This window comes from Janthinobacterium sp. 1_2014MBL_MicDiv, assembly GCF_001865675.1.
Classification (GTDB): Bacteria; Pseudomonadota; Gammaproteobacteria; order Burkholderiales; family Burkholderiaceae_D; genus Janthinobacterium.
The window spans coordinates 5426145-5447441 of record NZ_CP011319.1; the positions used below are offsets into that span (position 1 = coordinate 5426145).

The following is a 21297-nucleotide window of genomic DNA, read 5'->3' on the forward strand; positions in this document are numbered from 1 at the left end:
CGGCCCTTCTGTCAGATTATTCGTAGGAGAAGATCGAGCCGAGCTTGTCCATACGTTCCAGTGCCATCCCGGAACCGCGCACCACGCAGGTGAGCGGGTCCTCGGCCACCAGCACCGGCAGGCCGGTTTCCTCCATCAGCAGGCGGTCCAGGTCGCGCAGCAGTGCGCCGCCGCCCGTCAGCATCATGCCTTTTTCGGCGATGTCGGCGCCCAGTTCCGGCGGCGTTTGCTCCAGCGCGTTTTTCACGGCCGAGACGATGTTGTTCAGCGGGTCGGTCAGCGCCTCGAGGATCTCGTTGCTCGAGATGGTGAACGAACGCGGGATGCCTTCGGACAGGTTGCGGCCCTTGACTTCCATTTCCTTCACTTCCGAACCAGGGAAAGCCGAACCGATGGCCTTCTTGATGGCTTCGGCCGTCTGTTCGCCGATCAGCATGCCGTAGTTGCGGCGGATGTAGTTGACGATGGCTTCATCGAACTTGTCGCCGCCGACGCGCACGGAGCCCTTGTAGACCATGCCGCCCAGCGAGATGATGCCCACTTCCGTGGTGCCGCCGCCGATGTCGACCACCATCGAACCCGTCGCTTCGGACACGGGCAAGCCCGCGCCGATGGCCGCCGCCATCGGTTCTTCGATCAGGTACACCTGCGAAGCGCCGGCGCCCAGTGCCGATTCGCGGATCGCGCGGCGTTCGACCTGGGTCGAGCCGCACGGCACGCAAATGATGATGCGCGGCGATGGACGGAAGAATTTCGAATCGTGCACCATGCGGATGAATTGCTTGAGCATTTGCTCGGTCACGGTGAAGTCGGCGATCACGCCATCTTTCATCGGACGAATCGCTTCGATATTGCCCGGCACTTTGCCCAGCATCTGCTTGGCTTCCTTGCCGACTGCCTGAATGGTCTTCTTGCCATTCGGACCGCCTTCCTGGCGGATGGCGACGACGGATGGCTCGTCCAGGACGATACCGAGGCCGCGCACATAAATAAGGGTGTTGGCCGTGCCCAAGTCAATGGCCAGATCGGTGGAGATATACCTGCGTAAAAAACCAAACATGAGTGTCCTGTAGCGCATCGAGCTGCGCAAAAGCTGTTTATGGGGAGTTTCAAAGCGGGCGCTTTCAGGCACCCTGAAAATCCAAAAGGCGATTTTTCCGGGTTTCGCTTGGCGCTTGCGCAATCTTTTCTATGCTGCGGCAGCAGTCCATCAGCGCCGGCAACGCATTAACCCGCCATTCTACCTTATAATTTGAATGCGATTTGCTCAAAAACCATGGAAAAGTGCGACTCTTGCAGCCGCGAGTTACGCGGCATTCCAGAGTTTTTGTGAGCAAAAGAGCAGTAAATACCCGCGTTTTATCAAAACGCCAACTTAATACTAATGCGCGGCACTCCGCGCCATTCGCCATGTCCCTGACACTATCCGACGTAAAACGCATCGCCCACCTGGCGCAACTTGAAATGGCCGACGAGCAGGCCGTCACGTCGCTTGAGCAATTGAACAAGATTTTCGCGCTGGCCGAACAAATGCAAGCCGTCAATACCGATGGCGTGGCCCCCCTGAGCCACCCGCTGGCCGCCCACATGGACAATATCGCCCTGCGCCTGCGCGACGATATCGCCACCGAGCAGAACCGCCGCGACGACTACCAGGCCGTGGCGCCGAAGGTACAAGATGGACTCTACCTCGTGCCAAAAGTGATCGAATAACTGGCACCTGACATAAGCTGCTGCGCGTCGCGATTTGCGGCCTCCGATGCTCACTGTGCTCAAGCACAGCTGCGCTTCCCGGCCGCAACTCACTTCCGCTCGCTATGCTTCCGTCAGGCGCTAGAACGGCGCAGTGCACGAAAAACAACCTTGCCGAATAGATAAATATAGAAACGCCATGCATACAAAATCCATCAAACAGCTGTCCACGCTTTTGCAGAACAAGGAAATTTCCGCCGTTGCACTGGCGACGCATTTCCTCGACCGCATCGCGGCGGACACCTCGAATGCCTTCCTGCACGTCGACCGTGCCCTGACCCTGGCGCAAGCTGCCGAAGCCGATGCCCGCATCGCGGCCGGCACGGCCACGCCATTGACGGGCGTGCCGATCGCGCACAAGGACCTGTTCGTGACAAAAGGCTGGCGCACGACGGCCGGCTCGAACATGCTGGCCAACTACGCCAGCCCGTTTGACGCCACCGTGGTGGAAAAATTCCAGGCGGCCGGCATGGTCACCCTGGGCAAGGTCAATTGCGACGAATTCGCCATGGGTTCCGGCAACGAAAACTCGGCCTTTGGCGCCGTGCAGAACCCGTGGGACAAGACGGCCGTGCCGGGCGGCTCCTCGGGCGGCTCGGCCGCCGCCGTGGCCGCGGGCCTGACGCCGGCGGCCACCGGCACCGACACGGGCGGCTCGATCCGCCAGCCAGCCGCCTTCTGCGGCATCACCGGCATCAAGCCGACCTATGGCCGCGTCTCGCGCTTCGGCATGATCGCGTTTGCCTCCTCGCTGGACCAGGGCGGCCCGATGGCCCGCTCGGCCGAAGACTGCGCCCTGCTGCTGACCGCCATGGCCGGCTTCGACGAGCGCGATTCGACCAGCCTGTCGCCGGAACAGGGCGGCGTGGCGGAAGATTTTTCGCGCGAACTGGGCCAGCCCTTGACGGGCCTGCGCATCGGCGTGCCGCGCGAGTATTTTGGCGAAGGCCTGGCCAAGGACGTGGAAGCGGCCGTGCGCGGCGCGCTGGCGCAGTATGAAAAGCTGGGCGCCACCCTGGTCGACATCTCTCTGCCGAACACGGCCCTGTCGATTCCCGCCTATTACATGATCGCCCCGGCCGAAGCGTCGTCGAACCTGTCGCGCTACGACGGCGTGCGCTACGGCCACCGCGCGGCCGAGTACAAGGACTTGCAGGACATGTACAAGAAATCGCGCGCGGAAGGCTTCGGCCCCGAAGTACAGCGCCGCATCATGGTCGGCACCTACGTGCTGTGCCATGGCTACTACGACGCCTACTACCTGAAGGCGCAAAAGATCCGCCGCCTGATCGCGCAGGATTTCGACGCCGTGCTGAATGGCCCGAACGCCGTCTGCGACGTCATCATGGGACCGGTCGCGCCGACCGTGGCCTGGGACCTGGGCGACAAGACCGACGACCCGGTGGCAAACTACCTGGCCGACATCTACACCCTGTCGACCAGCCTGGCCGGCCTGCCCGGCATGTCGATTCCTTGCGGCTTCGGCGCAGGCGAGAAGAACGGCAAGCGCCCCGTCGGCCTGCAAATCATCGGCAATTACTTCGGCGAAGCGAAATTGCTGAACGTGGCGCACCAGTTCCAGCAAGTGACAGACTGGCACACGCGCAGCCCTGCCGGCGTTTAAGAGCAGACCAAGAACAGATTTGCGCCGCCCAGGCGGCGCCACCAAAAATAAGCGAGAACACTATGCAATGGGAAGTCGTCATCGGTCTTGAGAACCACGTGCAGCTCACGACCGAATCCAAAATTTTCAGCGGTTCGCCGATCAAGTACGGCGCCGAAGCCAACACGCAAGCGAGCCCCGTCGACCTGGCCCTGCCAGGCGTGCTGCCGGTGATGAACAAGCAGGCCGTCGACCGCGCGATCCGCTTCGGCCTGGCCGTGGGCGCCACCGTCGCGCCGCACTCGGTCTTCGCGCGCAAGAACTACTTTTATCCGGATTCGCCGAAAGGCTACCAGATCAGCCAGTTCGAGGACCCCGTCGTCATCGGCGGCGCCCTGACCTTCGGCTATGAAAAGGATGGCGAATTCGTCACCAAGACGGTGAACCTGACGCGCGCCCACCTGGAAGAAGACGCCGGCAAATCCCTGCACGAAGATTATGCAGGCATGAGCGGCATCGACTTGAACCGCGCCGGCACGCCGCTGCTGGAAATCGTCTCGGAGCCGGAAATCCGCAGCGCCGCCGAAGCCGTGGCCTACGCCAAGGCCCTGCACTCACTGGTCATGTGGCTGGGCGTTTGCGACGGCAACATGCAGGAAGGCTCGTTCCGCTGCGACGTCAACGTCTCCGTGCGCCCCGTCGGCCAGAAGGAATTCGGCACCCGCTGCGAGATCAAGAACCTGAACTCCTTCCGCTTCATCGAGGAAGCCGTGCACGTCGAAGTGCGCCGCCAGATCGAGCTGATCGAAGACGGCGGCAAGGTCGTGCAGGCGACCCGCCTGTACGATCCGGACCGCAAGGAAACGCGCGAAATGCGCAGCAAGGAAGACGCCCAGGATTACCGCTATTTCCCGGACCCGGACCTGCCGCCGCTGGCCATCTCGCAGGCGTGGATCGACGAGGTCAAGGCCGCGATGCCGGAACTGCCGGCCGCCATGCGCGCCCGCTTCATCAGCGAATACGCGCTGCCGGAATATGATGCGCTGGTGCTGACGCAATCGAAGGCCATGGCGACCTATTTCGTCGCCGTGGTCGACAAGGCCGGCAAGGAAAACGCCAAGGCCGCCGCCAACTGGCTGATGGGCGACGTATCGTCGACCCTGAACCGCGAAGGCGTGGACCTCGATGAGGCGCCCGTCTCCGCCGCGCAGCTGGCCGCCATGCTGAAACGCATCGCCGACGGCACGATCTCGAACAAGGCGGCGAAAGAAGTCTTTGCCGGCATGTGGGAAGCGAAGTCCGGCGACGAGCACCTGGTCGACACCATCATCGACGCCAAGGGCCTGAAGCAGATTTCGGATTCGGGCGCGCTGGAAGCCATCGTCGATGAAGTGCTGGCGGCCAACGCCAAGTCGGTGGAGCAGTACCGCGCCGGCAAGGAAGCGGCCATCAACGCGCTGATCGGCCAGGCCATGAAGGCATCGAAAGGCAAGGCCAACCCGGCCCAGCTGACGGAACTGCTGAAAGCCAAGCTGGCGGGATAAGCATCCCGCCTGGAACAGAAAAAGACGCTGCGGCGTCTTTTTTTTCGCCCGCAAACCGCTGTTCAAACATTCTTGTCTAGATTCTTTGCCTTATTTTAAAGGCGCTGACGGCAATCTGAAAATTAAAGTATACATTTTTGTCTACAACGATTATTCTAGCCTTATTGAATTTCAGGCAAGAGGAAAACAGCATGGCCAAGACCCCCGACATTCCGAAACCGACGGCAGCCGAACTCGATCTGCTGCAGGCGCTGTGGCCGCTGGGCGCCGCCACGGCCAAGCAGGTGCACGAGGCGATGGCGCTGGCCAAGCCGGCCATCACGTACGGCACCGTGCTGCGCCTGATGCAGATCATGCACGCCAAGGGCTTGCTGATCCGCGATGCAAGCCAGCGGTCGCACGTGTATGCGCCGGCCCAGGCGCAGGACAGCCTGCAGACGAACCTGCTGAAGGAATTGATGCAGAAAGCCTTTGCCGGCTCGGCCAAGGCGCTGGTGCTGGCGGCCCTGCGCACGGGCGTGTCGCGCGCCGAACGCGATGAGATTGAAAAAATGCTCAAGGATGAACAATCATGAGCGGCTTCGTGCCGGCCCTGGGCTGGACCCTGCTGCACTTCCTGTGGCAAGGCCTGCTGATCGGCTGCGCCACGGCGCTGGCGCGGGCCGTCCTGCGCAATGCGCGCCCCGAGGCGCGCTACGCCGTCGGCTGCGGCGCCCTGCTGGCCTGCCTGGCATGGCCGGCGGCGGGCTTGTATCTGCGCCTGGACGGCGGCGAGGCCACGGCGGCCCTTTTCTCCGGCACCTTGCTGCCGGCCGCCCTGCTGGTGCCCGACAGCTTGCCCGACCTGGACCTGGCCTTGCGCGCCATCGTCGGCATCTGGGCGCTGTGCGCCGCCATGCTGGCCCTGCGCATGGCGCTGGGCATGCTGTGGATAGGACGCAGCGCCAGCAAGAACGGGGCCACGCACGCCCTCTGGCAAACGCGCCTGTCCAGCATGGCGCAAGACGCCGGCGTGACGCGGCCCGTGCGCCTGCGCGTGCTCGACGGCATTGCCAGCCCGCTGACGGCCGGCATCTGGCGCCCCATGGTGCTGGTGCCCGCCGCGCTGATCACCGGCATGCCGCCGCACCTGCTCGAGGCGCTGCTGGCGCACGAACTGGCGCATATCCGGCGCCACGATTATCTGCTCAACCTGCTGCAAAACGCCATCGAGGCGCTGCTGTTCTTCCACCCTGCCGTCTGGTGGATTTCACGCGGCGTGCGCCTCGAACGCGAACACATTGCAGATGATTTCGCAGCAAGACAACTGGGCGAACCGCGGCGTCTGGCTCTTGCACTCTCGGAACTGGAACGTCTCCAGTTCTCAACCCACCACCTGGCCCAGGCGGCCAACGGAGGAGATCTTATGTCACGTATCAAACGATTGCTGCGCCCCGCACCACAAACCCTGAACTGGAAAGCGGCCATACCGCTGCTGGCGCTGGCTGGCGCCTGCCTCGGCATCTATGGCCAGGCCGTCGCCGCCGATAGCGCCCCGGCAGTGGATCGCCAGGCCGTCGCCGATTTTGCCACCTGCAGCAAACCGATCTACCCAGCCGCCTCACGGCAGGCGAAAGAGGCCGGCACCGTCAACCTGTCACTCGATATCGATGCCAACGGCAAGGTACTGGCATCGAAACTGGTGCGCAGCAGCGGCCATCCGGCCCTCGATGAGGCGGCGCGCAGCGGCATCGCCAAGTGCATCTTCAAACCGGCGCTGGCCGGCGGCAAGCCGGTCAGTTCGACCGTGCCCTTCCAGTACGTCTGGAGTCTGAAGTAATGCCAGGGCGGCGCACCGCGCATGCGGTGGCGCCGCCCGCTTGCAGGTATGATCTTGGCTTCTTTCACGTTCCCTTGAACACGCCATGAACAAGATCAAAACCGGCCTCGTCGGCTACGGCTTTGCCGGCGCCACCTTCCACGCTCCCGTACTGTCCACCATCGATGCCCTGGAACTGGCCGCCGTCGCCTCCAGCAAACCCGACCTCGTGCACAAGGATTGGCCGCAAGCGACCGTGTATGCGGAAGCGGCGCAGCTGTTTGCCGACCCCGCGATCGAACTGGTGGTCATTGCCGCCCCCAACGAAGCCCATTTCAGCCTGGCGCTGGCGGCCCTGCAAGCGGGCAAGCACGTGGTGGTGGACAAGCCATTCACGATTTCCAGCGCCGAGGCGCAGACCCTGATTGCCGTGGCCAGCGAGCGCAAGCTGGTGCTCAGCGTGTACCACAACCGGCGCTGGGATGGCGATTTCCTGACCCTGAAAACGCTGCTGGCGCAAGGGACGCTGGGCCGTATCGCCAGCGTCGAATCGCACTTCGACCGTTTCCGTCCCGAGATCCGCCAGCGCTGGCGCGAGTCCGATGCGCCGGGCGGCGGGCTGCTGTACGACCTGGGCCCGCACATGCTGGACCAGGCCATGCAATTGTTCGGCCAGCCGGAGAAACTGTACGCGGACATCGCCCTGCAGCGCGACGGCGCGCAGGCCGTCGATTACATGCACATCGTGCTGTACTACGACAGGCTGCGCGTGGTGCTGCAAGCCGGCTGCCTGGTGAAGGCGCCGACGGCGCGCTTCGCCGTGCACGGCGATCAGGGCAGTTTCGTGAAGTTCGGCCTCGACCCGCAGGAAGACGCCTTGAAGGCGGGCGGCAGGCCGGGCCAGCCCGGCTGGGGCGTGGATCCCGTGCGCGGCGCGCTGCACCTGGGCGCGCAGCCGGATGGCCACTGCCAGCACCTGGAGATGCAGCCTGGCCGCTACCAGGATTTTTACCAGGGCATGGCCGACGCCATCCGCCACGGCACGCCGGCCCCGGTGGCGGCCGAGGATGCGGCGGCGACGATACGCCTGATCGAACTGGCCCTGCAAAGCGCCGCCGAAGGCCGCGTGCTCACGGTCGCTTGATCAACCTCAGTTGATGACGAAGGCCAGCACCACGGCGCCCAGCGCCAGCAGTGCCAGGCCGCAGATGAACACCAGCTCGCCCCACCATTCGTAGCGCAGGCGCGCATGGCCGGGGCGCAGCGACATGAAAGACATGACGGCGCTGACGAGAAACACGATGGCGTCGACGGCCAGCAGCTTGTCGATGACCACACGCACGTCGCCGCGCGGCGCCAGGTGGCCGATCGACAGCACCGTCATGCACACGCCGATCATCGTTGCCGAGGTGGGCAGGATATGGGCAGACAAACCGCGCGCCGGCACGCCCCGTTCGGGCGCCTTGCCGTCGCCTGGCATCACGACTGGCCCTGGTTCGTTCCCGCCGGCCAGACCAGCTCCACGCGCGCGGACGATCCGGCCTTGACCTGCACCTTGCGATCCAGCGTCTTGCCGGCCAGGCTGGCGCGCAGGCTGTAGCTGCCCGGCGCCAGCTTCGCCAGCAGGAAGGGGCCGCTGGCCGTCGTCTCGAGCACCACGGCGCCCTTGGCGTCGCGTATTTCCAGCTTCACGTCGGAGGCAAATTCCGCCTTGCCCGCCGCCTGCACGGAAAACACGAGGCTCAAAGGCCAATGCCGGCTGGCGCTCTTGATGGCCGTCGATTCATCGAGGCCGATGCCGCCGCTCAGGTACTCGACGGCCCCGCTCTTTTGCACGGTCGGCAATGCGCTCTCGCTCTGCGCCTGCGCCGCACTTCCCAGCAACAGGCCGGCGGCCAGCATCGCCCCCGCCAGGCCCCGGATACCGCGTCTGTTTGGTGCCATCTCACTCTCCTCGCGTCGTGTCGTTTGAATCAAGATAGGAAGCGCAGCTTAGGCCAGCCTTAGAACGCGGTCAGCGGCGCCGCATGGCCTCGGCGATCTTCTGGTCCGTCTTGTACTGGCTCAGCGCGTACACGGCCCAGATCGTGGCGGGCAGCCAGCCGATCACGGTAATTTGCAGTATCAGGCAGATGATGCCGGCGATCGGGCGGCCGATCGTGAAAAAGGTCAGCCATGGGAGTATCAAAGCAATCAGCAAGCGCATATTGTTTCCTTGTGCATCCCCTGTGCCGCGGGGACCGGGCCGGCTTGCGCCAGCGTTGAAAATAGTGAAACCCATTATAGCGATACGGGCGGGATCAAGCCGCAGCCGGCGCGAGCAATTTTTCCATCCAGGCCAGGATGGCGGCAAAGATTTCGTCGCGGTTCAGCTCATTGAAATTCTCGTGGTAGTTGGCCGGATAGAAATGGTAATCGAGCAAGCCGTCCGGCACGCTGCGCAGCATGGTTTCCGTGGCGCGGCTGTTGGCCAGCTTGTCGTCGCCCGCCACCACGGCGAACAGGGGAAAACGCCAGCCGGCCAGGCCCGCCGACAGCGACTTTTGCGCCGTCGTCAGCGCATGCGCGAAGCGCACCGATGCTTCGCTGGCGCGGATGCCGTCGCGCTCGTCCTGGAAATGGCGCTCGGTGATGGCCTGGTCATGCGTGAGCAGCATGGTCAAGTTGCCCAATGGCACTTTCATCGTGGGGAAACGCTGCGCCAGCCAGCCCGACAGCATCTGCAGCACCTTCGGCACGGGAATCGCATTCACGTAGTACGGTGACGAAATGATGAAGCCCTTGATGGCCGGGTCGTCCGCGCAACGCCACAGCCCCAGGTGCGTGGCGATCAGGCCGCCCATGGAATGGCCCATGACGAACACGGGCAAGCCCGGATACGCCTGCTTGACCCAGGCGAGGAACAGCTCCGCATCATCGAGGAAGGCCTCGAACGACGGGATATCGACCTTGCGCTTGCCATCGTGCCCCACCATGTCGAAACTCACCGTGGCGATGCCGTGCTGGCGGAAGTACAGCGCCGGCGTGACATAGTCGCCCGCATGCGCCATGCCGCCGTGGATCGCCAGGATCACGGCGCGCGGCCGTTGCGGCTCTGGCGGCTGCCAGATATGGATAGGCCGCTCGACCTGGTCGCTGCACAGCAGGCTGGCCATCTTGTCTTCTGAAAAACGCATCGCTACTCCTGTCATGCCCCGTCACGCTTGCAGATGTTCGACCAGCTGGCGCGCGTACAGGGGTAATTCACTGAACTGGCGCACGCAGATCATCAGATTGCGTATCGACCAGGGATCGGATAATTCCATGCAGCGCAGCGCCATCGTCTGCTGGCAGCGGCGCGCCGCCGCCAGCGGCACCACGCTGACGCCCACGCCGCTGGCCACCATGCGGCACACGGCATCGAAGCTGCGCAGGCGCACGCGCACTTTCAACGGGCGGCCCAGGCGCGCCGCATGCAGGCCCAAGTACTGCTGCATCGCGCTGTCGTCGGCCAGGCCGATGAAATCGTGATCGAGCACCGTGGAGAAATCGACGACGCCATCCTGGCCCAGGGCGCGGTAATGCACGCGGTCCGCCGCCGCGATCACCACCAGGCGGTCGGGGCGAAACAAGAACGTCTGCAGGCCGCGCATGTCGACCGAGTCGGAAACGATGCCCATGTCGGCCAGCCCTTCCGAGACGGCCTTGACGATATCGTAACTGAGGCGCTCCTCCAGGTCGACGGAGAGATTCGGGTGGCGGTCGAGAAAAGCGCCAAGCGCCTCGGGCAGGAACTCGCTGAGCGCGGCCGTGTTGCACAACAGGCGCAGCTGGCCTTTCAAGCCGCGCGCAAATTCGCCAAGCTCGCCGCGCATTTTCTCCATTTGCAGCAACACCAGGCGCGCGTGATGCAGCAGGGTCTGGCCCACCGGCGTCGGCTCCACGCCGCGCCGGCCGCGCAGCAGCAGCGGCATGCCCAGCATCTCTTCCATGCCGCGCACGCGCGCGCTGCTCGATGCCAGCGCCAGATGGCTGCGCGCGGCGCCCGCCGTCAGGCTGCCCGCTTCCACCACGTTGACAAACAGCTGCAAATCGACCAGATCAAAGCGCATGACAGCCCTCCCTTGCCAACATCTTATCAGTCTTCGTATTTTACAGAGGCTGGCTCAAAATAATCCGCCTTGGCGAAATCCGCGAACGCGCGCAGAATCCACGCAAATTCACTATGGAATAAAAAAGATGGAGACGTCATTCCTGCTGGCCGTCGGCGCCAGCTTCCTCGTCGCTGGCTTCGTCAAGGGCGTAGTCGGACTGGGACTGCCGACGGTGGCGATGGGCATGCTCAGCCTCGTCATGGCGCCCGTGCAGGCGGCGGCCCTGCTGATCGTGCCGTCGATGGTGACGAACGCATGGCAGCTGGCGGCCGGCCCCGGCTTGCGCGTCCTGCTGCGCCGTTTGTGGCCGATGCTGGCCGCCGTCATGGCCGGCACCCTGGCGGGTGGCGCCTGGCTGCCGCGCGACAGCGGCGTATGGGCCGTCGTCGCGCTGGGCGTGGCGCTGATGCTGTATGCGCTGGCGGGATTGCTCTCGCTGCACGTGCGGGTGCCGGCGCGCCACGAAGCGTGGCTGGGGCCTCTGGCCGGCGCCGCGACGGGGCTGGTGACGGCGGCGACTGGCGTGTTCGTGATCCCGGCCGTGCCGTATCTGCAGGGACTGGGGCTGGCGCGCGATGCGCTGGTGCAGGCGCTGGGATTGGCGTTTACCGCCTCGACCGTGGCGCTGGCCGCCAGCCTGGCCCTGCATGGCGACTTCAGCCTGGGCGCGGCCGGCGCATCGGCCTATGCGCTGCTGCCGGCGCTGGCGGGCATGCTGGCCGGGCAATGGCTGCGCGGGCGCATCGCGCAAGACGTGTTCAAGCGCTGCTTTTTTATCGGGCTATTTTTTCTGGGCCTGCATTCGGCGCTGAAGCCATGGCTGGCGTGATGACCATCGACTGGCAGGGCGAACACGCCCTGTGCGCGTGGATCGACGGCCAGCAGGTGGCCATGCTCGACATCAGCAAGCACGCGAACGCCGTGACGGTGAACATGCTGTTCGTGAAACCGCCGTTCCGGCGGCGCGGCATCGGCGGCGCGCTGCTGCGGCGGCTGTTGCAATGCCATCCGCAAGCCGGCGCCGCCTGCAGCGACCCGCGGCTGCGGGTGCTGCTGGAGAAGACTACTTAAATGCCATAGCGGGTGCGGTAGGCGGAAACCGCCTCTTTGTGCTTCAGCAGTTCCGGATCGGCGCCGGCGCCGTTCAGGTAGCCGAACAGGTCGTCCAGGTTGCCGATCGAGATGACGGGAATGCCGTATTGTTTCGACACTTCCTGCACCGCCGAACTTGGCGACAGCTGGCCGTCCGGGCCCGAGCGCTCCATGCGGTCCAGGGCGATCAGCACGGCGCATGGCTCGGCGCCGGCGGCGCGGATCATGTCCACCGATTCGCGCACCGAGGTGCCGGCCGAGATCACATCGTCAATGATGACAACCTTGCCATGCAGTTTGGCGCCGACGATGGTGCCGCCTTCGCCATGGTCCTTGGCTTCCTTGCGGTTGAAGGCGAACGACGTGTTGCGGCCCTTGCCGGCCAGCGCCACGGCGGTGGCCGATGCCAGGGTGATGCCCTTGTAGGCGGGGCCGAACAGCATGTCGAATTCGACGCCCGAGTCGAGCAGGGTCTGCGCGTAGAACTGCGCCAGCTCGGCCAGGGTGGCGCCGTCATGGAACAGGCCCGCATTGAAGAAGTACGGCGATGATCGCCCGGCCTTGGTGGTGAACTCGCCGAACCGCAAGACTCCCTTGGATACTGAAAACGCGATAAACTGCTGGCGTAAATTATTCACATTAGCCTCATTTTTTAAAAGTGCCTGTATTTTAATCCGCGCGCACCGGCGAGACAATCGCCATGCCATGCCCGCCGGCCCCGTCCAGCGCCGGTTTTGCTCAACATTCGCTCTGAAGACTGCCTTTCGACCATGCCAAAAATTATCTCCGCCAACCTGAACGGTATCCGTTCCGCCGCCAAAAAAGGCTTTTTCAACTGGATGGGCACGCAAACCGCCGATTTCATCTGCGTGCAGGAATTGAAGGCGCAGCTGCCCGACATGACGCCGGAATTCCTCAACCCGCATGGCTACCATGGCCATTTCCACTACGCCGAGAAAAAGGGCTATTCCGGCACGGGCGTGTACAGCAAGGTCGAACCGGACGCCGTGCATATCGGCTTCGGCAGCCCGGAATTCGATGCCGAAGGCCGCTACGTACGCTGTGATTTTGGCAACCTGTCCGTCATTTCCGTGTACTGCCCGTCCGGCTCGTCCGGCCCGGAGCGCCAGGAAGCCAAGTTCCGCTTCATGGAACTGTTCCTGCCGCACCTGCTGGCATTGAAGGCGCTGGGCCGCGAAGTGGTCATCTGCGGCGACTGGAATATCGCCCACCATGAAATCGACCTGAAAAACTGGAAGGGCAACAAGAAAAACTCCGGCTTCCTGCCCGAGGAGCGCGCGTGGCTCACGCGCGTCTTCGACGAAGTGGGCTTTGTCGACGTGCACCGCGGCCTGGACAAGCGCGAAGACCAGTACACGTGGTGGAGCAACCGCGGACAAGCCTACGCGAAGAACGTGGGCTGGCGCATCGACTACCACGTCGCCACGCCCGGCATCGCGGCCCAGGCGCACACGGTCAGCGTCTACAAGGACGAACGCTTTTCCGACCATGCGCCGCTGATCATCGACTACACGCTCAAGAGCTGAACAGCGCTTCCAGGTCGGCCGTCGCCAGCGGCTGGCTGCGCGCATTGTCCAATTGCGCGCGGAACGATTTGCGCGGGTGAACCGTCAGGATCTTGCCCGTGACGGCCAGCCGGTCGACCAGGCTGGGCGCCATCGATGGAAACTGCGCCTCGCCCAGCTTCTGCACGCGCTCCGCGCCCGTCGCCAGATGCACGGCACGCACGAATACCTCGGTTGGCTGCGGATGCGCGGGAATGGTTTGCTCGATGGCGAGCGCATAGTGCTTCGTGGTCTTGCTCTTGAGCGTGAGGCGGAAGGCCTCGCCCGCCGCCGCGATCTCCGCCTGCACCTCGTCCAGCACATTCGCCATGGCCGGTGCCAGCGCGCCCAGCACGGCAAACGTGGCGCGGCCCAGCACCGCCATTTTCTCGGGCTGGGACAGCGCGTTGAAGGTGGCCGGGTCCAGCCCATGCAACACCACCTGGTGCCATGCCTCGGCCGCGCGGTCGGACAGGGCGATGGCGCCGTCAGGCAGCGACGCCGTCAGGCACAGGTACAGCTGGCTGGCGTGGCCGATCGACACGTCCAGCTGGCCGCAGCGGCGCGCGATGCGTTCGCCCAGCGCCGTGGCGCCTGCGGGAACGTCGAACAGGCTGCCCGCATACGCGGGAAAACGCTGGCCCCGCTGGGGCGGCTCGGCGCTTTCAAAGTAGCGCACATCTTCCAGCAAGCGGGCTGGCTTATCCTGCGCCATGGCACTCCTCTCCCTCCAGCGCCAGCACCCTGCGGCTGGCATACTGGCGCTCCTGCCCCGTCAACGGATCGGTGAACGCGATGGCGCGCGCCAGCAGCTGCAGCGGCTGCGACATGTCGTCCTCCTTGCACGGCAGGGCCAGCGGATAAAACGCATCGTTGACGATGGGGATGCCCAGCGACGCCAGGTGCACGCGCAGCTGGTGCTTGCGGCCCGTGTGCGGCTGCAGCCGATACAGGTTCAGCTCGCCGCGCTGTTCGATAATGTCGATAATGGTTTCCGAATTCGGCTCGCCCGCTTCCTCGCGCATGAGGAAAAACTTGTCGCCATCGACCATGCGGCTGCGGTAGGTGAATGGAAAATCACGGCCATCGAGGCGCGGCGCCAGCGCTTCATAGGTCTTGCGCACTTCGCGGCGCTGGAACAGCGACTGGTAGACGCCACGGCTGGACGGCTGGCGCGAAAAGATCACCACGCCGGCCGTCTCGCGGTCGAGGCGGTGGATCGGCGTCAGCTCGGCGCAATCGAGGCTTTTCTTCAGGCGCGTCAGCAAAGTCTCCTGCACGAAGCGCCCGCCCGGCGTCATGGGCAGGAAATGCGGCTTGTCGACCACCACCAGGTGCTCGTCCTGGTACAGGATCGCTTCCTGGAACGGGATCGGCGTTTCGCGTTCCAGCTCGCGGTAGTAAAAGATGCGCATGCCGCGCCGGTACGCGCTGCCCGGCGCCAGCGCGGCGCCGTCGCCATCGACCACGTCGCCGCGCGCCATGCGGTCCAGCCATTGCGCGGCGCTGATCTGCGGATAGCGCTCGACCAGAAAGGACAGCATGTCGGGCCACTGTCCTTCCGGCAGCCACAGGTAGCTGGGCGCGACGCCGTCGCGCATGGGCAGCGGCACGGCGGCCGCCGGCTTGTTGCCGCGAACGGACATCCTAGCGCGCGGCAATCGCGTTGCTGCGGTATGGCGGCAAGGCGTCGACGCTGACGCCCTTGCTGCGCGCGTACAGCGGCAGCACCTGCGCCATGTGGCTGTTCATCTGCGAGATGCGGTCCTTGCCCGACGGGTGCGTCGAAAGGAATTCCGGCGGCGCGCCCTTGCTCACGGCGGCCATTTTCTGCCACAGCACGACGCCGGCGCGCGGGTCGAAACCGGCGCGCGCAGCCAGGTCCATGCCGATCAGGTCCGCTTCGCGTTCATCGTCGCGCGAGAACTTCAGCATCACGCCCTGGGCCGCCATATTCGTGGCGGTGCTGGTCAGATTCGGATCGACGCCGAGCCAGGCCGACAGGCCCGCGCCGGCCAGCTTGGCGCCGACGGCCGCCAGATTGCCCTTGCCCGCCTGCGCCTGCGAGTGCTCGCGCAGCGCATGCGAAATTTCATGGCCCATGACGACGGCGACTTCATCGTCGGTCAGGTTCAGCTTGGTGATAATCCCGCTGTAAAAGGCGATCTGCCCGCCCGGCATGCAAAAGGCGTTGACCTGGTCGGAATTGAGCAGGTTGATCTGCCAGTTCCAGTTGGCCGCCGCTTCGTTCCAGCGCGTGGCGAACGGGATGATGCGCTGCGCGATGGCGCGCAGGCGCCTGACCTGCGGATCGCTGTCGGGCACCAGCGCATTTTTTTCCTTCGCTTCGTTGACCAGCTGCGCATATTGCTGCTTCGATTGTGCATTGAAATCGGCGCCGCCGGCAAAGATGCGCGAAGTCGACAAGGGACGCACCTTGATGCCATCCTGGACCGTTGCCTGCTGGGCGAAGGCGGACAGGGGCGCCAGCGCGGTAACCGCGCACAGGCTGGCCAGGACGGCGCAGCGTTTAAGGGATACTGGTGCCATTGGCAGACCTCCATGGAGCAATTTTAGGCAACATCATCATGGCCGGGAAGGCCAGGAAGAAGCAGACGATGAAAAACGAGAACCAGCCCAGCTCGGCGACGAGGAAACCGACCGAGGCGTTGATCAGGGTGCGCGGCACGGCGCTCAGGCTGGAAAATAGCGCATATTGCGTGGCCGTGTAGCGCGGATCCGTGGTGCGCGACAAGAACGCAACAAAGGCGGCGGCGCCCAGCCCCAGGCTGGCAAACGCCTCGAAGCCGATCACGGCGCTGAGCAGCACGGTATTCGGTCCCACTTGCGCCAGCCAGGCAAAACCGAGGATGGCGATCGCCTGCAGCGCGCCAAACACCCACAGGCCGCGGTTGATGCCCAGCTTGAGCATCCACACGCCGCCCACCACGCCACCGGCCAGGCTGGCCCAGAAACCCGTGGTATTGGCGGCCAGGCCGATCTGCGTCATGCTAAAGCCAAGGTCCAGGTAAAACTTCGTCGCCAGCGCCGTCGCCATGCTGTCGCCGATTTTATACAGTAATACGAAGGCGAGGATCCACATTGCGTTGCGCCAGCCATCGCGCGCGATGAATTCCTGGAATGGCAGGATGATCGCTTCGCGCATGGTCTTCGGCGGCGAGCCGTACACGCTCGGCTCCTTCACCAGCAAGGTGCAGACAAAACCGGGCAGCATGAAGGCGGCCGTGATCCAGAACACGGGCTGCCACGGCATGCGGTCGGCCAGGATCAGCGACAGCGCGCCCGGCACCATGCCGGCCACCTTATACGCGTTGACGATGACGGCCGCGCCCAGGCCCTGCTCGTTATCGCTGAGGATTTCACGGCGGTAGGCATCGATGACGATGTCCTGGCTGGCCGACAAAAAGGCCACGCCGCCGGCGGCGGCCGCGATCAGGCCGATCTGCGTGAGCGGATCAAGCATGCCCATGGCGCCGATGGAAAAGAACAGCGCCACCTGCGTGAGCGCCATCCAGCCGCGCCGGCGCCCCAGGCCGAGGATGCTGTAACGGTCCATCAGGGGGGCCCACAGGAATTTCCAGATATACGGGAACTGCACCAGGGCGAACAGCCCCAGCGCCTTCACGTTCAGCCCCGACTTGGCCAGCCACGCCTGCAGCAGGTACAGCAGGATGAACAGGGGCAGGCCGGAACTGAAGCCCAGCACCAGCACGGCCAGCATGCGGCCGTTGGCATAGGAACGCCAGCCTGGCGCCGGGCTCTTACTCATCAATGCACCGCTTTTTTACGCAGGCGGAAGACGGCCAGGTCGCCGCGCAGGTTCGGCAGCACGGACACCATCTTGCCTTCGGCCAGGGCCACGCACTCGATCACTTCCAGGCCGCACTCCTCGGCCAGTTCGCGGAAGTCGTTGATCGTAGCGCAGCGCACGTTGGGCGTGTCGTACCACTGGTAAGGCAGCGATTTCGACACGGGCATGCGGCCCTTCAGCAGCGCCACGCGGTGCGGCCAGTAGGCGAAGTTGGGAAACGAGACGATGGCCTCGGCGCCCACGCGCACGATGTCGCGCAACAGCGGCTCGACCTGTTTCATCATCTGCAGCGACGACAGGCACAGCACCGTGTCGAAGCTGTTGTCGCCAAAGATGGACAAGCCCTTTTCCATGTCCTGCTGGATCACATTCACGCCGCGCAAGGTACTGGCCAGTACCTTGTCGTCGGCGATCTCGATGCCGTAGCCGCTGCACTCCTTGTCGCTTTGCAGGTACTCGAGCATCACGCCTTCGCCGCACCCCACGTCCAGCACGTGCGCGTTGTTCGGCACCCAGTGGGCGATGAAGGCCAGGTCGGGGCGCAGCGCGCTCAATTCGTCAAAAGTCATGCGATCTCCTTCGCGCCCTGGCGGACGGCGGTGTGCTGTGCTGCCGCAGCGGGCACGCCCGCCGCGATGTCGTTCCATACCTGGCCGTAGTAGGCGCGCACCATGTTCATGTAGCGCGGGTCTTCCAGCAGGAAGGCGTCGTGGCCGTGCGGCGCATCGATCTCGGCATACGTGACCTGGCGCCGGTTGCAGACCAGCGCTTCGACGATCTCGCGGCTGCGCTCGGGCGAGAAGCGCCAGTCGGTGGAGAACGAGGCAAGGAAGAACTTGGCCTTGGTGCCCGATAGGGCCTTGGCCAGGTCGCCGCCATGCGCGCGCGCCGGATCGAAATAATCGAGCGCCTTGGTGATCAGTAAATACGTGTTGGCGTCGAAGTATTCGGAGAACTTGTCGCCCTGGTAGCGCAGGTACGATTCGATCTCGAAGTCGATGCCGAAGCCGAATTTGTAGTCGCCCGTCTGCGCCGCATCGCGCAGCTTGCGGCCGAACTTTTCCGCCATGTCGTCGTTCGACAGGTAGGTGATGTGGCCCACCATGCGCGCCACGCGCAGGCCGTTCTTCGGCACCACGCCGTGCGCATAGAAGTCGCCGCCATGGTAATCGGGGTCCGACAGGATGGCCTGGCGCGCCACGTCGTTGAAGGCGATGTTCTGCGCCGACAGCTTGGCCGTCGAAGCGATCACCACGCAGTGGCGCAGCCGCTCGGGGAACATGATGCTCCACGCCAGCGCCTGCATGCCGCCCAGGGAGCCGCCCATCACGGCGGCGAACTGGCTGATGCCCAGTTCATCGGCCAGGCGCGCCTGCGCGCTGACCCAGTCTTCCACCGTGACGACGGGGAAGGCGGCGCCATACGGCTTGCCGGTGGCGGGATTGGTGTGCATCGGGCCCGTCGAGCCGAAGCAGGAGCCCAGGTTGTTGACGCCGATGACGAAGAATTTGTTGGTGTCGAGCGGCTTGCCGGGACCCACCATATTGTCCCACCAGCCCGTGCTTTTCGGTTCATCCGCGTAGACGCCGGCCACGTGGTGCGAGGCGTTCAGGGCGTGGCAAACCAGCACCGCGTTCGATTTGTCGGCGTTCAGGGTGCCGTAGGTTTCATACATCAACATATAGTCCAGCAGCGATGCTCCGCTTTGCAGCTGCAGGGGTTCCGCAAAATACATGGTTTGCGGCGAAACGATTCCAATGGATGACATGTGTGTCGGTTTATAAAGGGGGGCGGCCCCACGGGCCATGGTCGATGCAAAACCGCGATGGTAGGTTTTGCAACTTTAACATCAGGACACATCATGCCGCGCGCGATGTGTCCTGATGCTGATGAAGTGACAGTTTACATGAGCTGAAGTTGCTGGACAGCTTCCGCGATCACATTTGGCTCCATCGAGCGCATAATTTTGCGCATTTGTGGTGCGATCAGCCCCAGGTCGCTGTTGAGGATCTCTTGCTTGACCGCCAACAGTTGCGCTGGATGCATGGAAAACTCGCGCAGCCCCATGCCCAGCAGCAGGCGCGTGAGCTTGACGTCGCCCGCCATCTCGCCGCAGACGGCCACGTCTATGCCCGCCTTGTGGCCGGCGGCGATCGTCATCGAGATCAGTTGCAGCACGGCCGGATGCAGCGGATTGTACAAATGCGCCACCTCGTAATCGACGCGGTCGATGGCCAGCGTGTACTGGATCAAGTCGTTCGTGCCGATCGACAGGAAATCCATGCGCTTGACGAACATGGGCAGCGCCAGCGCGGCGGCGGGAATTTCGATCATTGCGCCCACTTCGACCTCGTCGTCGAACTTGACGCCTTCCTCGCGCAGGCTGGCCTTGGCTTGCGCGATCATGGCCAGCGACTGGTCGATCTCGAACGCATGCGCGAGCATGGGTATCAGGATGCGCACCTTGCCGAAGGCCGAGGCGCGCAGAATCGCCCGCAGCTGCGTCAGGAACAGCTGCGGCTCGGCCAGGCAATAGCGGATGGCGCGCAAGCCCAGGGCCGGGTTCAATGCCGTATGGTCGGCCTGGTCGAGCGGCTTGTCGGCGCCGATGTCGAGCGTGCGGATGGTCACCACGCGCCCCTTCATCGATTGCACCGTATTGCGGTAGGCCTCGAACTGTTCGTCCTCGGTGGGGATCTTGTGGGCCCGGCCCATGAACAGGAATTCGGAGCGGAACAGGCCCACGCCGCTGGCGCCCGACTCCAGGGCAAACGGGCAATCCTCGGGCAGCTCGATATTCGCCAGCAGGGTGATGGGGGTGCCGCACCTGGTGACGGCCGGCGTCTTTTTCAGCTTGCCCAGCTTCTTGCGCGCGCGCTGCATCGCCACCTGGCGCTCGCGGTACTGTTCCAGCACCAGCGCGCTGGGGTTGGCAATGACCACGCCGGCGTCGCCGTCGATGATCAGCCAGTCGTCCTGCTCGATCAGGGTCGATGCCTGCGACATGCCGACGGCGGCCGGGATATCCAGGCTGCGCGCGACGATGGCCGTGTGCGAGTTCTGCCCGCCGACATCGGTGATGAAGCCGATGAAGGAGCGGTCGCGGAACTGCAGCATGTCCGCCGGCGAGATATCGTGCGCGACGACGACCATCTGCGCCATCAATTCGTCTTCGGCGGCCGCTTTCGGCAGCAGCTGTTCGGTGCCCAGCAAGACCTTCAGCACGCGCTCGGCCACTTGCTGGATGTCGGCCTTGCGTTCGCGCAGATACGGATCTTCGATTTCGTCGAACTGGGCCGATAATTCATCAATTTGCGTCAGCAGCGCCCATTCGGCGTTGTAGTGGCGCGAGCGGATGATGTCGAGCGGCGCTTCGGCGATCATCGGGTCCGACAGGATCAGCGCGTGCACGTCGATGAAGGCGCCCAGTTCGGTCGGCGCATCCTTGGGCAAATCGTTCCACAGGGTTTGCAGCTCCTTGTGGACGGTGGCGATGGCGTTCTGCAAACGCTGTACTTCGGCTTCGATCTGTTCCTGAGCGACCAGGTAGTGTTTGACGTCAAGGGCGGCCGGCGCCAGCAAATGCGCGCGGCCAATGGCGATACCGCGGGAAACCGGGATGCCGTGGAGCGTGAAGGATGCCATGGGGTGACCTGTCGGAATGCGGCTGCGGCTGCGTTCGGCGGGCATTACTCGCCTTCGCCAAACCTGTCGTTGATCAGGGCGGTGAGGGCATCGACGCATGCCTGCTCATCATCGCCCTCTGCTTCCAGGGTCACTTTCGCGCCCTTGCCGGCGGCCAGCATCATCACGCCCATGATGGACTTGGCGTTGATGCGGCGCGCGTTGCGGGTCAGCCAGACGTCGCTCTTGAACTTGGCGGCCAGTTGGGTAAATTTGGCGGAAGCGCGTGCATGCAGTCCCAGCTTGTTGATGATTTCGAGTTCTTTTTGAATCATTTTTGTATAGTCTCTATCC

Annotated in this window: 24 protein-coding genes; 9 read left to right on the forward strand and 15 right to left on the reverse strand. The window is 64.1% G+C overall.

Features of this window, described 5'->3' with window-relative positions; translation table 11 throughout:
* Positions 1-16 precede the first annotated feature (16 nt).
* Positions 17-1060 carry a rod shape-determining protein gene (locus YQ44_RS23450; protein WP_010393186.1) on the reverse strand — a complete coding sequence of 348 codons (1044 nt, stop codon included), beginning with the start codon at positions 1058-1060 and terminating at the stop codon, positions 17-19.
* Between the two features lie 350 nt (positions 1061-1410).
* Between YQ44_RS23450 and gatC the strand changes: the two genes are divergently transcribed.
* From gatC to YQ44_RS23480, 6 genes are all read left to right on the forward strand, one after another.
* Positions 1411-1713, forward strand: a complete 303-nt coding sequence (gene gatC, locus YQ44_RS23455; protein WP_071325442.1) for an Asp-tRNA(Asn)/Glu-tRNA(Gln) amidotransferase subunit GatC — start codon at positions 1411-1413, stop codon at positions 1711-1713.
* A 178-nt stretch (positions 1714-1891) separates the two neighbouring features.
* The gene (gatA, locus tag YQ44_RS23460; RefSeq protein ID WP_071325443.1) at positions 1892-3376 is read left to right on the forward strand and encodes an Asp-tRNA(Asn)/Glu-tRNA(Gln) amidotransferase subunit GatA; all 1485 of its coding nucleotides are present in this window, start codon (positions 1892-1894) and stop codon (positions 3374-3376) included.
* A gap of 62 nt (positions 3377-3438) precedes the next feature.
* Entirely contained in the window at positions 3439-4899 is a 1461-nt protein-coding gene (gatB, locus tag YQ44_RS23465) for an Asp-tRNA(Asn)/Glu-tRNA(Gln) amidotransferase subunit GatB (protein WP_071325444.1), read from the forward strand.
* Between the two features lie 191 nt (positions 4900-5090).
* The gene (locus YQ44_RS23470; protein WP_071325445.1) at positions 5091-5474 is read left to right on the forward strand and encodes a BlaI/MecI/CopY family transcriptional regulator; all 384 of its coding nucleotides are present in this window, start codon (positions 5091-5093) and stop codon (positions 5472-5474) included.
* Positions 5471-6718 carry a M56 family metallopeptidase gene (locus YQ44_RS23475; RefSeq protein WP_071325446.1) on the forward strand — a complete coding sequence of 416 codons (1248 nt, stop codon included), beginning with the start codon at positions 5471-5473 and terminating at the stop codon, positions 6716-6718. The genes YQ44_RS23470 and YQ44_RS23475 overlap by 4 nt, the downstream gene beginning before the upstream one ends.
* 85 nt (positions 6719-6803) lie before the next feature.
* On the forward strand, positions 6804-7841 hold the full coding sequence (locus tag YQ44_RS23480) for an oxidoreductase (RefSeq protein WP_071325447.1): 1038 nt from the start codon (positions 6804-6806) through the stop codon (positions 7839-7841).
* 6 nt (positions 7842-7847) lie between these two features.
* Here YQ44_RS23480 and YQ44_RS23485 read toward each other — a convergent pair whose 3' ends face one another.
* The 5 genes from YQ44_RS23485 to YQ44_RS23505 form a co-directional block, all read right to left on the reverse strand.
* Positions 7848-8177 carry a hypothetical protein gene (locus tag YQ44_RS23485; RefSeq protein WP_071326718.1) on the reverse strand — a complete coding sequence of 110 codons (330 nt, stop codon included), beginning with the start codon at positions 8175-8177 and terminating at the stop codon, positions 7848-7850.
* Complete coding sequence (locus YQ44_RS23490) at positions 8177-8641, reverse strand: carboxypeptidase-like regulatory domain-containing protein (protein ID WP_071325448.1); 465 nt, start codon at positions 8639-8641, stop codon at positions 8177-8179. Before YQ44_RS23490 ends, YQ44_RS23485 begins: the two co-directional genes overlap by 1 nt.
* A 70-nt stretch (positions 8642-8711) precedes the next feature.
* Positions 8712-8903 carry a YqaE/Pmp3 family membrane protein gene (locus YQ44_RS23495; RefSeq protein ID WP_010393172.1) on the reverse strand — a complete coding sequence of 64 codons (192 nt, stop codon included), beginning with the start codon at positions 8901-8903 and terminating at the stop codon, positions 8712-8714.
* Positions 8904-8997: 94 nt separating this feature from the next.
* The gene (locus YQ44_RS23500) at positions 8998-9873 is read right to left on the reverse strand and encodes an alpha/beta fold hydrolase (protein ID WP_071325449.1); all 876 of its coding nucleotides are present in this window, start codon (positions 9871-9873) and stop codon (positions 8998-9000) included.
* 21 nt (positions 9874-9894) lie between these two features.
* Entirely contained in the window at positions 9895-10788 is an 894-nt protein-coding gene (locus tag YQ44_RS23505; protein WP_071325450.1) for a LysR substrate-binding domain-containing protein, read from the reverse strand.
* 127 nt (positions 10789-10915) lie between these two features.
* Between YQ44_RS23505 and YQ44_RS23510 the strand changes: the two genes are divergently transcribed.
* Positions 10916-11659 (forward strand): sulfite exporter TauE/SafE family protein, encoded by a 744-nt coding sequence (locus YQ44_RS23510; RefSeq protein WP_071325451.1) that lies wholly within the window; start codon positions 10916-10918, stop codon positions 11657-11659.
* Positions 11647-11901: a GNAT family N-acetyltransferase gene (locus YQ44_RS23515; RefSeq protein ID WP_071325452.1), complete on the forward strand. Its 255-nt coding sequence runs from the start codon at positions 11647-11649 to the stop codon at positions 11899-11901. The genes YQ44_RS23510 and YQ44_RS23515 overlap by 13 nt, the downstream gene beginning before the upstream one ends.
* Here the strand turns inward: YQ44_RS23515 and pyrE are convergent.
* Positions 11898-12560 (reverse strand): orotate phosphoribosyltransferase, encoded by a 663-nt coding sequence (pyrE, locus tag YQ44_RS23520; RefSeq protein ID WP_071325453.1) that lies wholly within the window; start codon positions 12558-12560, stop codon positions 11898-11900. The genes YQ44_RS23515 and pyrE overlap by 4 nt on opposite strands.
* Before the next feature lie 132 nt (positions 12561-12692).
* On the opposite strand from pyrE, the gene YQ44_RS23525 reads away from it, so the two are divergent.
* The gene (locus YQ44_RS23525; RefSeq protein WP_034784687.1) at positions 12693-13469 is read left to right on the forward strand and encodes an exodeoxyribonuclease III; all 777 of its coding nucleotides are present in this window, start codon (positions 12693-12695) and stop codon (positions 13467-13469) included.
* Here YQ44_RS23525 and YQ44_RS23530 read toward each other — a convergent pair.
* From YQ44_RS23530 to YQ44_RS23565, 8 genes are all read right to left on the reverse strand, one after another.
* Positions 13459-14202: a hypothetical protein gene (locus YQ44_RS23530; protein ID WP_071325454.1), complete on the reverse strand. Its 744-nt coding sequence runs from the start codon at positions 14200-14202 to the stop codon at positions 13459-13461. The genes YQ44_RS23525 and YQ44_RS23530 overlap by 11 nt on opposite strands.
* Positions 14189-15133, reverse strand: coding sequence for a pseudouridine synthase (locus tag YQ44_RS23535; protein ID WP_071325455.1), 945 nt, complete (start codon positions 15131-15133; stop codon positions 14189-14191). Before YQ44_RS23535 ends, YQ44_RS23530 begins: the two co-directional genes overlap by 14 nt.
* 1 nt (position 15134) lies before the next feature.
* A complete protein-coding gene (locus tag YQ44_RS23540; RefSeq protein WP_071325456.1) occupies positions 15135-16037 on the reverse strand; it encodes a M48 family metallopeptidase in 903 nt (300 codons plus the stop codon).
* Positions 16018-17277 carry an AmpG family muropeptide MFS transporter gene (locus tag YQ44_RS23545; protein ID WP_071325457.1) on the reverse strand — a complete coding sequence of 420 codons (1260 nt, stop codon included), beginning with the start codon at positions 17275-17277 and terminating at the stop codon, positions 16018-16020. The genes YQ44_RS23540 and YQ44_RS23545 overlap by 20 nt, the downstream gene beginning before the upstream one ends.
* Positions 17277-17888 (reverse strand): methionine biosynthesis protein MetW, encoded by a 612-nt coding sequence (gene metW / locus YQ44_RS23550; protein ID WP_071325458.1) that lies wholly within the window; start codon positions 17886-17888, stop codon positions 17277-17279. Before metW ends, YQ44_RS23545 begins: the two co-directional genes overlap by 1 nt.
* On the reverse strand, positions 17885-19087 hold the full coding sequence (gene metX, locus YQ44_RS23555) for a homoserine O-succinyltransferase MetX (protein WP_083412018.1): 1203 nt from the start codon (positions 19085-19087) through the stop codon (positions 17885-17887). The genes metW and metX overlap by 4 nt, the downstream gene beginning before the upstream one ends.
* Positions 19088-19221: 134 nt before the next feature.
* Positions 19222-20964 carry a phosphoenolpyruvate--protein phosphotransferase gene (ptsP, locus tag YQ44_RS23560; protein WP_071326719.1) on the reverse strand — a complete coding sequence of 581 codons (1743 nt, stop codon included), beginning with the start codon at positions 20962-20964 and terminating at the stop codon, positions 19222-19224.
* 44 nt (positions 20965-21008) lie between these two features.
* Complete coding sequence (locus YQ44_RS23565; protein WP_010393142.1) at positions 21009-21278, reverse strand: HPr family phosphocarrier protein; 270 nt, start codon at positions 21276-21278, stop codon at positions 21009-21011.
* Positions 21279-21297: the final 19 nt, after the last annotated feature.

Excerpts from the sequence above, each read along its gene's own strand:
- YQ44_RS23450 (WP_010393186.1), bottom strand. The coding sequence starts at position 1,060 with ATGTTTGGTTTTTTACGCAGGTATATCTCCACCGATCTGGCCATTGAC.
- gatC (WP_071325442.1), top strand. The coding sequence starts at position 1,411 with ATGTCCCTGACACTATCCGACGTAAAACGCATCGCCCACCTGGCGCAA.
- gatA (WP_071325443.1), top strand. The coding sequence starts at position 1,892 with ATGCATACAAAATCCATCAAACAGCTGTCCACGCTTTTGCAGAACAAG.
- gatB (WP_071325444.1), top strand. The coding sequence starts at position 3,439 with ATGCAATGGGAAGTCGTCATCGGTCTTGAGAACCACGTGCAGCTCACG.
- YQ44_RS23470 (WP_071325445.1), top strand. The coding sequence starts at position 5,091 with ATGGCCAAGACCCCCGACATTCCGAAACCGACGGCAGCCGAACTCGAT.
- YQ44_RS23475 (WP_071325446.1), top strand. The coding sequence starts at position 5,471 with ATGAGCGGCTTCGTGCCGGCCCTGGGCTGGACCCTGCTGCACTTCCTG.
- YQ44_RS23480 (WP_071325447.1), top strand. The coding sequence starts at position 6,804 with ATGAACAAGATCAAAACCGGCCTCGTCGGCTACGGCTTTGCCGGCGCC.
- YQ44_RS23485 (WP_071326718.1), bottom strand. The coding sequence starts at position 8,177 with ATGCCAGGCGACGGCAAGGCGCCCGAACGGGGCGTGCCGGCGCGCGGT.
- YQ44_RS23490 (WP_071325448.1), bottom strand. The coding sequence starts at position 8,641 with ATGGCACCAAACAGACGCGGTATCCGGGGCCTGGCGGGGGCGATGCTG.
- YQ44_RS23495 (WP_010393172.1), bottom strand. The coding sequence starts at position 8,903 with ATGCGCTTGCTGATTGCTTTGATACTCCCATGGCTGACCTTTTTCACG.
- YQ44_RS23500 (WP_071325449.1), bottom strand. The coding sequence starts at position 9,873 with ATGCGTTTTTCAGAAGACAAGATGGCCAGCCTGCTGTGCAGCGACCAG.
- YQ44_RS23505 (WP_071325450.1), bottom strand. The coding sequence starts at position 10,788 with ATGCGCTTTGATCTGGTCGATTTGCAGCTGTTTGTCAACGTGGTGGAA.
- YQ44_RS23510 (WP_071325451.1), top strand. The coding sequence starts at position 10,916 with ATGGAGACGTCATTCCTGCTGGCCGTCGGCGCCAGCTTCCTCGTCGCT.
- YQ44_RS23515 (WP_071325452.1), top strand. The coding sequence starts at position 11,647 with ATGGCTGGCGTGATGACCATCGACTGGCAGGGCGAACACGCCCTGTGC.
- YQ44_RS23525 (WP_034784687.1), top strand. The coding sequence starts at position 12,693 with ATGCCAAAAATTATCTCCGCCAACCTGAACGGTATCCGTTCCGCCGCC.
- YQ44_RS23530 (WP_071325454.1), bottom strand. The coding sequence starts at position 14,202 with ATGGCGCAGGATAAGCCAGCCCGCTTGCTGGAAGATGTGCGCTACTTT.
- YQ44_RS23535 (WP_071325455.1), bottom strand. The coding sequence starts at position 15,133 with ATGTCCGTTCGCGGCAACAAGCCGGCGGCCGCCGTGCCGCTGCCCATG.
- YQ44_RS23540 (WP_071325456.1), bottom strand. The coding sequence starts at position 16,037 with ATGGCACCAGTATCCCTTAAACGCTGCGCCGTCCTGGCCAGCCTGTGC.
- YQ44_RS23545 (WP_071325457.1), bottom strand. The coding sequence starts at position 17,277 with ATGAGTAAGAGCCCGGCGCCAGGCTGGCGTTCCTATGCCAACGGCCGC.
- metW (WP_071325458.1), bottom strand. The coding sequence starts at position 17,888 with ATGACTTTTGACGAATTGAGCGCGCTGCGCCCCGACCTGGCCTTCATC.
- metX (WP_083412018.1), bottom strand. The coding sequence starts at position 19,087 with ATGTCATCCATTGGAATCGTTTCGCCGCAAACCATGTATTTTGCGGAA.
- ptsP (WP_071326719.1), bottom strand. The coding sequence starts at position 20,964 with ATGGCATCCTTCACGCTCCACGGCATCCCGGTTTCCCGCGGTATCGCC.
- YQ44_RS23565 (WP_010393142.1), bottom strand. The coding sequence starts at position 21,278 with ATGATTCAAAAAGAACTCGAAATCATCAACAAGCTGGGACTGCATGCA.